The organism is Nocardioides aromaticivorans (assembly GCF_013408525.1).
Classification (GTDB): Bacteria; Actinomycetota; Actinomycetes; order Propionibacteriales; family Nocardioidaceae; genus Nocardioides; species Nocardioides aromaticivorans.
On record NZ_JACBZM010000001.1, the window covers coordinates 4,464,813 to 4,472,500 of the forward strand.

The 7,688-nt window shown below is 71.8% G+C and carries 8 protein-coding genes (1 of these 8 only partly in view); all 8 read left to right on the forward strand.

Translation table 11 applies throughout. From position 1 onward, the window contains the following. Nucleotides 1-5: 5 nt before the first annotated feature. Tightly spaced (at most 2 nt apart), the 8 genes in view from argJ to argH form a layout consistent with a single transcriptional unit that may run on beyond the window. The gene (argJ, locus tag BJ993_RS21405; RefSeq protein ID WP_179651110.1) at nt 6-1,163 is read left to right on the forward strand and encodes a bifunctional glutamate N-acetyltransferase/amino-acid acetyltransferase ArgJ; all 1,158 of its coding nucleotides are present in this window, start codon (nt 6-8) and stop codon (nt 1,161-1,163) included. Next, nucleotides 1,160-2,095 (forward strand): acetylglutamate kinase, encoded by a 936-nt coding sequence (gene argB, locus BJ993_RS21410; protein WP_179651112.1) that lies wholly within the window; start codon nt 1,160-1,162, stop codon nt 2,093-2,095. Before argJ ends, argB begins: the two co-directional genes overlap by 4 nt. Then, nucleotides 2,092-3,297, forward strand: coding sequence for an acetylornithine transaminase (locus BJ993_RS21415; protein ID WP_308645664.1), 1,206 nt, complete (start codon nt 2,092-2,094; stop codon nt 3,295-3,297). The genes argB and BJ993_RS21415 overlap by 4 nt, the downstream gene beginning before the upstream one ends. Then, on the forward strand, nt 3,294-4,220 hold the full coding sequence (gene argF / locus BJ993_RS21420; RefSeq protein WP_179651114.1) for an ornithine carbamoyltransferase: 927 nt from the start codon (nt 3,294-3,296) through the stop codon (nt 4,218-4,220). Before BJ993_RS21415 ends, argF begins: the two co-directional genes overlap by 4 nt. A 2-nt stretch (nt 4,221-4,222) precedes the next feature. After that, complete coding sequence (locus BJ993_RS21425) at nt 4,223-4,738, forward strand: arginine repressor (protein WP_036542876.1); 516 nt, start codon at nt 4,223-4,225, stop codon at nt 4,736-4,738. Further along, a complete protein-coding gene (gene argG, locus BJ993_RS21430; protein ID WP_179651116.1) occupies nt 4,735-6,165 on the forward strand; it encodes an argininosuccinate synthase in 1,431 nt (476 codons plus the stop codon). The genes BJ993_RS21425 and argG overlap by 4 nt, the downstream gene beginning before the upstream one ends. Further along, entirely contained in the window at nt 6,165-6,650 is a 486-nt protein-coding gene (locus tag BJ993_RS21435) for an NUDIX hydrolase (protein ID WP_257026950.1), read from the forward strand. The genes argG and BJ993_RS21435 overlap by 1 nt, the downstream gene beginning before the upstream one ends. Further along, nucleotides 6,647-7,688 carry the 5' portion of an argininosuccinate lyase gene (argH, locus tag BJ993_RS21440; protein WP_179651120.1) on the forward strand. The gene runs 383 nt beyond the window's last position, so only the first 1,042 of its 1,425 coding nucleotides appear in the window; the start codon lies at nt 6,647-6,649; the stop codon falls past the right edge of the window. The genes BJ993_RS21435 and argH overlap by 4 nt, the downstream gene beginning before the upstream one ends.

Below are 7,688 nucleotides of genomic sequence, written 5' to 3' on the forward strand. Positions count from 1 at the left end.
CCACCATGAGCGTCACCCACCCCGCCGGCTTCGTCGCCGCCGGCGCCGCGATCGGCCTGAAGGCCAGCGGCAACAAGGACTTCGCCCTCGTCGTCAACCAGGGTCCCACCTTCGACTCCGCGACCGTCTTCACCAGCAATCGGTGCAAGGCCAACCCGGTGCTATGGAGCGAGCAGGTCGTCAAGGACGGCGTCGTGCGCGCCGTCATCCTCAACTCCGGTGGCGCCAACTGCTACACCGGTCCCGAGGGCTTCCTGACCACCCACCAGGTGGCCGAGGAGGTCGGCAAGGCCCTCGACATCGGCGCCGGCGACGTCGTGGTCTGCTCGACCGGGCTGATCGGCCTGGCCAACGACCGGCAGCAGCTGCTCGACGGTGTCCACACCCTGCACGCGCAGCTGTCCGCCGACGGCGGCAACGACGCGGCCGAGGCGATCATGACGACCGACACCGTCAGCAAGCAGGTGGTCGTCGAGGGTCCCGACGGCGCCTGGTCGATCGGCGGCATGGCCAAGGGGGCCGGCATGCTGGCCCCGGCGCTGGCCACGATGCTCGTCGTCATCACCACCGACGCCGTCGTGCCCGCCGCGCAGCTTGACGCCTCGCTGCGGGCCGCGACCCGGGTCAGCTTCGACCGGCTCGACTCCGACGGCTGCCAGTCGACCAACGACACCGTGACCCTGATGGCGAGCGGCGCGTCGGGGGTGACGCCGACGGCCGAGGAGTTCACCGCGGCGCTGACCGACCTGTGCACCCAGCTCGCCCGCCAGCTGCTCGCCGACGCCGAGGGCGCGGACCACGAGATCGCGATCACCACCCTGAACGCCGCCACCGAGGACGACGCCGTCGAGGTCGGCCGGAGCGTGGCGCGGAGCAACCTCTTCAAGGCCGCCGTGTTCGGCAAGGACCCCAACTGGGGCCGGGTCCTGGCCTCGGTCGGTACGACGAGCGCCGCCTTCGACCCCGCCGACCTCGACGTCGCGATGAACGGCGTCTGGGTGTGCCGCAACAGCACCCCCGCCGAGGACCCGTCCCTCGTCGACCTGAGCCCCCGGGCCGTGACGGTCACCATCGACCTCAAGGCCGGCGACGCGGAGGCCACGGTGTGGACGAACGACCTCACCCACGCCTACGTCCACGAGAACAGCGCCTACAGCTCATGAGCGAGGACAAGATGAGCGAGCCCGGCAAGCCGGACCCCTACAAGGCGGCGACCCTCGCGGGCGCCCTGCCGTGGCTGAAGGCCTACCACGGCAAGGTCGTGGTGGTGAAGTACGGCGGCAACGCCATGACCGACGACACGCTCAAGCGGGCCTTCGCCGAGGACATCGCCTTCCTCCGCTTCGCCGGCTTCCGGCCCGTCGTCGTCCACGGCGGCGGCCCCCAGATCTCCCAGATGCTCGACCGGCTCGGCATCGAGTCGGAGTTCCGCGGCGGCCTGCGGGTGACCACGCCGGAGGCCATGGACGTCGTCCGGATGGTGCTGGTCGGCCAGGTCCAGCGCGAGCTCGTCGGGCTGATCAACGAGCACGGCCCGCTGGCCGTCGGCCTCTCGGGCGAGGACGCCCACCTGTTCACCGCCGAGCAGACCGGCACCGTCGTCGACGGTGAGGAGGTCGACCTCGGCCTGGTGGGGGAGGTCGCCCAGGTCCGCCCCGAGTCGGTGCTCGACCTGATCGAGGCCGGCCGCGTGCCGGTCGTGTCCAGCGTCGCGCCCGATGCGGACGGCGTCGTACACAACGTCAATGCGGACTCCGCCGCCGCGTCGCTCGCGATCGCGCTGGGTGCCGAGAAGCTGCTCGTGCTGACCGACGTCGAGGGCCTGTACCTCGACTGGCCGGACCCCGAGGAGGTCATCGGCGAGATCAGCCCGGAGGCGCTGGAGGAGATCCTGCCGACGCTCGCGAGCGGCATGATCCCCAAGATGAGCGCCTGCCTGCAGGCCGTGCGCGGCGGGGTCGGCCGCGCGACGGTCGTCGACGGCCGGCAGGAGCACGCGGTGCTGCTGGAACTGTTCACCGACGAGGGCGTCGGCACCCAGGTGCTGCCCGGCGTGACCACCAAGACCCGCAAGGCCCGGGAGATCGTCCAGTGACCGCGACCGATGCCGGCAACGCCGCATGGACCGAGCGCTACACCGGCGCGCTGATGAACACCTTCGGCCCGCCGAAGCTCGTGCTCACGCGCGGCGAGGGCGCGCACGTCTGGGACGCCGACGGCCGTGAGTACGTCGACCTGCTCGGCGGCATCGCCGTCAACGCCCTCGGCCACGCCCACCCGCGGCTGGTCGAGGCCGTGACGACCCAGCTGCGGACGCTCGGCCACATCTCGAACTTCTTCGCCAGCGAGCCGCAGATCGCGCTCGCGGAGCGGCTGGTCGGGCTGCTCGGCACCGAGGCCCGGGTGTTCTTCACCAACTCTGGCGCGGAGGCCAACGAGGCGGCCTTCAAGCTGACCCGGCGCACCGGCCGGACGCGGATCGTCGCCACCACGGGCTCCTTCCACGGCCGGACGATGGGCGCGCTCGCGCTCACCTCGAAGCAGGCCTACCGCGAGCCCTTCGAGCCGCTGCCCGGCGACGTCACGTTCGTCGAGTACGGCGACGTGGCGGCCCTCGAGGCCGCGGTCGACGACACGACGGCAGCCGTGCTCATCGAGCCGGTCCAGGGCGAGGCCGGGGTGATCGTGCCGCCGCGCGACTACCTCCCCGCTGCGCAGCGGATCGCCCACGACCACGGCGCGCTGCTGTGGCTCGACGAGATCCAGACCGGCATCGGCCGGACCGGCGCGTGGTTCGCGCACCAGCACCCGGACCTGGTCTCGGCGCCCGTCGTACCGGACATCGTGACGCTGGCCAAGGGCCTCGCCGGCGGCATCCCGATCGGTGCCTGCCTCGCCACCCACGGTTCCGGGAAGCTCTTCGACCCGGGCAACCACGGCACGACCTTCGGCGGCAACCCGGTCGCCGCCGCGGCCGCGCTGGCGGTCCTCGACGTGATCGGCGAGGACGGCTTCCTGGCCCGGGTCACCGAGGCGGGGGAGCGGCTCATGGCCGTCGCGGCCGCCGACCGGCGCGTCGTCGAGACCCGCGGCGCCGGCCTGCTCGTCGGCCTGACGCTGGCCGAGCCGAAGGCCGCCGAGGTCGTCACGGCCGCCCAGGACGCGGGCTTCATCGTCAACGGCGCGACCCCCGAGCGGGTGCGGATGGCGCCGCCGCTGGTGCTGACGGACGCCGACATCGACGCCTTCGGCGCCGCGTGGCCGGGCATCCTCGCCAGCGCGGGGGTGCAGGGATGACCCGCTCCTTCCTCCGCGACGACGACCTGACCCCGGCCGAGCAGGCCGAGGTCCTCGCGCTCGCGGCGAAGCTCAAGGCCGAGCCCTACGACCACAAGCCACTGGCCGGCCCGCGCACCGTCGCGATGGTCTTCGACAAGGCGACACTGCGCACGCAGGCGTCCTTCGCGGCCGGGATCGCCGAGCTCGGCGGCAACCCGATGCTCGTCGACGGGTCGCTCGCGGGCATCGGCAAGCGCGAGTCCGTCGCCGACGTCGCCCGGGTGCTGGGTCGCCAGGCCTCGCAGATCGTCTGGCGCACCTACGCGCAGACCAACCTCGACGAGATGGCCGCGATGTCGGGTGTGCCGGTCATCAACGCCCTCACCGACGAGTTCCACCCGTGCCAGCTGCTGGCCGACCTGCTGACCGTCCAGGAGCACAAGGGCTCGCTCGCCGGCCTCACCGTCGCCTTCCTCGGCGACGCCGCCTGCAACATGGGCAACTCCTGGGCCCTCGCGGGCGCCACCGCGGGGATGCACGTCAGGTTCGGGTGCCCCGAGGGCTATGCGCCCGACCCGGAGGTCCTCGTGCGGGCTGCTGGCCTCGACGCCGGTGGCACGGTCGACGTCTTCGACGACCCCGTGGCCGCCGTGGATGGCGTCGACGTGGTGGTCACCGACACGTGGGTCTCGATGGGCAAGGAGGACGAGGCGGCCGCCCGGCGCGAGGTCTTCGGCCCGTACGCCGTCACGGCCGACCTGGTCGCCCACGCGAAGCCCGACGCGATCGTGATGCACTGCCTGCCCGCCTACCGCGGCTCCGAGATCGCGGCCGACGTGATCGACGGTCCGCAGAGCGTCGTGTGGGACGAGGCCGAGAACCGCCGGCACGCCCAGAAGGCCGTCATGGCCTGGCTCCAGGCGCACGCGGAGCAGGTCTGACCATGAGCGAGCACGCCCTGACCCCGCTGACGAAGAACGCCCGCCAGGCGATGATCGTCGAGCTGCTGGAGAGCCGCGACGTGCGCTCGCAGCCCGAGCTCGCCGACCTCCTCGGCCAGCGTGGCGTCCACGTCACGCAGGCCACGCTGAGCCGCGACCTCGTCGAGCTCGACGCGGTCAAGGTGCGCTCGGCGAACGGGGCGCTCGTGTACGCCGTACCCGCCGAGGGCGGGGACCGGACACCGGTCGGCGGCGAGAGCCCGGCCTCGCAGCACCGCCTCGCCCGCCTGTGCTCGGAGCTGCTCGTCAGTGCCGAGTCCAGCGCCAACCTGGTCGTGCTCCGCACCCCGCCCGGAGCGGCGCAGTTCCTGGCCAGCGCGATCGACAAGGTCGAGATCTCCGACGTCCTCGGCACCATCGCCGGCGACGACACCGTGCTCGTCATCGGGCGCGACCCCGCCGGGGGAGACGCCCTGGCCCACCGATTCACCTCCCTTGCCGAAAGGAACGAAAGTTGAGCAAGGTCCTGACCTCCCTTCCCGTGGGAGAGCGCGTCGGCATCGCCTTCTCGGGCGGCCTCGACACCTCCGTCGCGGTGGCGTGGATGCGCGACAAGGGTGCGATCCCGTGCACCTACACGGCCGACATCGGCCAGCCCGACGAGCCCGACATCGCCGGCGTCCCCGTCCGGGCGAAGCAGTACGGCGCCGAGATCGCCCGAGCCGTCGACATCAAGCCGCAGCTCGTCGAGGAGGGCCTCGCCGCGCTCGCGTGCGGTGCGTTCCACATCCGCTCCGGCGCGAAGGCGTACTTCAACACCACGCCGCTGGGCCGCGCCGTCACCGGCACCCTGCTGGTGCGGGCGATGCAGGCCGACGGCGTCAACATCTGGGGCGACGGGTCGACGTACAAGGGCAACGACATCGAGCGGTTCTACCGCTACGGCCTGATGGCCAACCCCGAGCTGCGGATCTACAAGCCCTGGCTCGACGAGCAGTTCGTCCGCGAGCTCGGCGGCCGCCACGAGATGAGCGAGTGGCTCGTCGAGCACGGCCTGCCCTACCGCGACTCGACCGAGAAGGCGTACTCCACCGACGCCAACATCTGGGGCGCCACCCACGAGGCGAAGATGCTCGAGCACCTCGACGTCTCGCTGGAGATCGTCGAGCCGATCATGGGCGTGAAGTTCTGGGACCCGAGCGTCGAGATCGAGACCGAGGACGTCACGATCGCCTTCGAGGCCGGTCGCCCGGTCGCCATCAACGGCCAGCGGTACGACGACGCGGTGGCCCTCGTGCTGGAGGCGAACGCCATCGGCGGCCGCCACGGCCTGGGCATGTCGGACCAGATCGAGAACCGCATCATCGAGGCCAAGTCGCGCGGCATCTACGAGGCGCCCGGCATGGCGCTCCTCTTCGCCGCCTACGAGCGCCTGCTCAACGCGATCCACAACGAGGACACCCTCGCCAACTACCACCTCGAGGGCCGCAAGCTCGGCCGGCTGCTCTACGAGGGGCGCTGGCTCGACCCGCAGGCGCTGATGCTGCGGGAGTCCATCCAGCGCTGGATCGCCTCGCTGGTCACCGGCACGGTCACCCTGCGGCTGCGCCGCGGCGACGACTACACGATCCTCCGGACCGAGGGCCCCCACTTCTCGTACCACCCGGAGAAGCTGTCGATGGAGCGCGTCGAGAACGCCGCCTTCGGTCCCACCGACCGGATCGGCCAGCTCACCATGCGCAACCTCGACATCGCCGACTCGCGCGCCAAGCTCGAGCTGTACGCCGGCCAGCCGCTCGACCAGGGCACGGTGCTCGTCGAGAACGGCACCCTCTTCGGCGAGCTCCCGGCGGGCGGCTACGACCAGATCACCGCCAACCCCGACGGCGGCGACGAGGGCGAGGCGATCCTCGAGGACGTGGCGATGGAGATCGGCACCGACTGATGTCCACGGGCCTTCCGGGCGAACCGACCCGGCGTACCGTCGCACGGGTGCTGCCGGTCAGCAGCGAGGGCAGGGTCCTGCTCCTGCTCGGCTGTGACCCGGCGGTGCCCGACGTCCGGTACTGGTTCACCATCGGCGGCGCCGCCGACGACGGCGAGTCGCTCGCCGTCGCCGGCGTGCGGGAGCTGCGCGAGGAGACCGGCATCGCCGTGGATCCCTCGGCCCTCGGGGAGCCGTTCGGCACCTTCGAGGTCGGCTTCTCCTGGAACGGCCGCGCCTACGTCAACGACTCGACCCTCTTCGCCGTCGCGCTCGAGGAGACACCCGTGAGCTTCGACGGCCTCGACCACCTGGAGTCGCAGTCGATCTTCGAGGCCCGCTGGTGGACCCCCGAGGAGCTCGACGACGACGGACGCGCGGCAGACCCGCGCCTGATCGACCACATGCGGGCGGCGATCGCGCACGTCCGGGGAGGAGTGCAATGAGCAACGAGCTCAGCGGGACCAACGAGGGCAAGCTCTGGGGCGGCCGGTTCGAGGGCGGCCCCTCGCCGGAGCTGGAGGCGCTGTCGCGCTCGACCCACTTCGACTGGCGGCTCGCCCTCTACGACCTCGCCGGCTCCCACGCCCATGCCAAGGCACTGGGCGCAGCCGGGCTGCTGACGGGGGAGGAGGAGCTCGAGCTGCACCGCGGGCTCGACGTCCTCGCGGAGCGGTACACCTCCGGACAGCTGTGGGCGGCGGACTCCGACGAGGACGTCCACGGCGCCCTCGAGCGGATGCTGATCGAGGAGGTCGGCCCGGAGGTCGGCGGCAAGCTGCGCGCCGGGCGGTCCCGCAACGACCAGATCGCGACCCTCTTCCGCTGCTACCTGCTCGACCACGAACGGGTCGTCAGCGGCCTCGTCCTCGACCTGGTCCAGGCGCTCGCCGACCAGGCCGAGGCCAACCTGGGCGCGATCATGCCCGGGCGCACGCACCTCCAGCACGCCCAGCCGGTGCTGCTGTCGCACCACCTGCTGGCCCACGCGTGGGCCCTGCTGCGCGACGTGGACCGGTTGCGGGACTGGCACGCGCGGGTGGTCAGCGACTCGCCGTACGGCAGCGGGGCGCTCGCCGGCCAGAGCCTGGGTCTCGACCCGGAGCTGGTCGCGCGCGAGCTGGGCTTCACCGGCTCGACGGCCAACTCGATCGACGGCACCGCCTCGCGCGACTTCGTCGCGGAGTTCGCCTTCGTCGCCGCGCAGATCGGTGTCGACGTCAGCAGGATCGCCGAGGAGATCATCCTGTGGGCGACGAAGGAGTTCGACTTCGTGACGCTGCACGACTCGTGGTCCACCGGGTCGTCGATCATGCCGCAGAAGAAGAACCCGGACATCTCCGAGCTCGCCCGGGGCAAGGCCGGGCGCCTGGTCGGCAACCTGACCGGGCTGCTCACCACGCTCAAGGCCCTGCCGCTCGCGTACAACCGTGACCTCCAGGAGGACAAGGAACCGGTCTTCGACTCCATCGACACCCTCGAGG

Excerpts from the sequence above, each read along its gene's own strand:
- BJ993_RS21425 (WP_036542876.1), top strand. The coding sequence starts at position 4,223 with ATGAGCGAGCACGCCCTGACCCCGCTGACGAAGAACGCCCGCCAGGCG.
- argJ (WP_179651110.1), top strand. The coding sequence starts at position 6 with ATGAGCGTCACCCACCCCGCCGGCTTCGTCGCCGCCGGCGCCGCGATC.
- argB (WP_179651112.1), top strand. The coding sequence starts at position 1,160 with ATGAGCGAGGACAAGATGAGCGAGCCCGGCAAGCCGGACCCCTACAAG.
- argF (WP_179651114.1), top strand. The coding sequence starts at position 3,294 with ATGACCCGCTCCTTCCTCCGCGACGACGACCTGACCCCGGCCGAGCAG.
- BJ993_RS21435 (WP_257026950.1), top strand. The coding sequence starts at position 6,165 with ATGTCCACGGGCCTTCCGGGCGAACCGACCCGGCGTACCGTCGCACGG.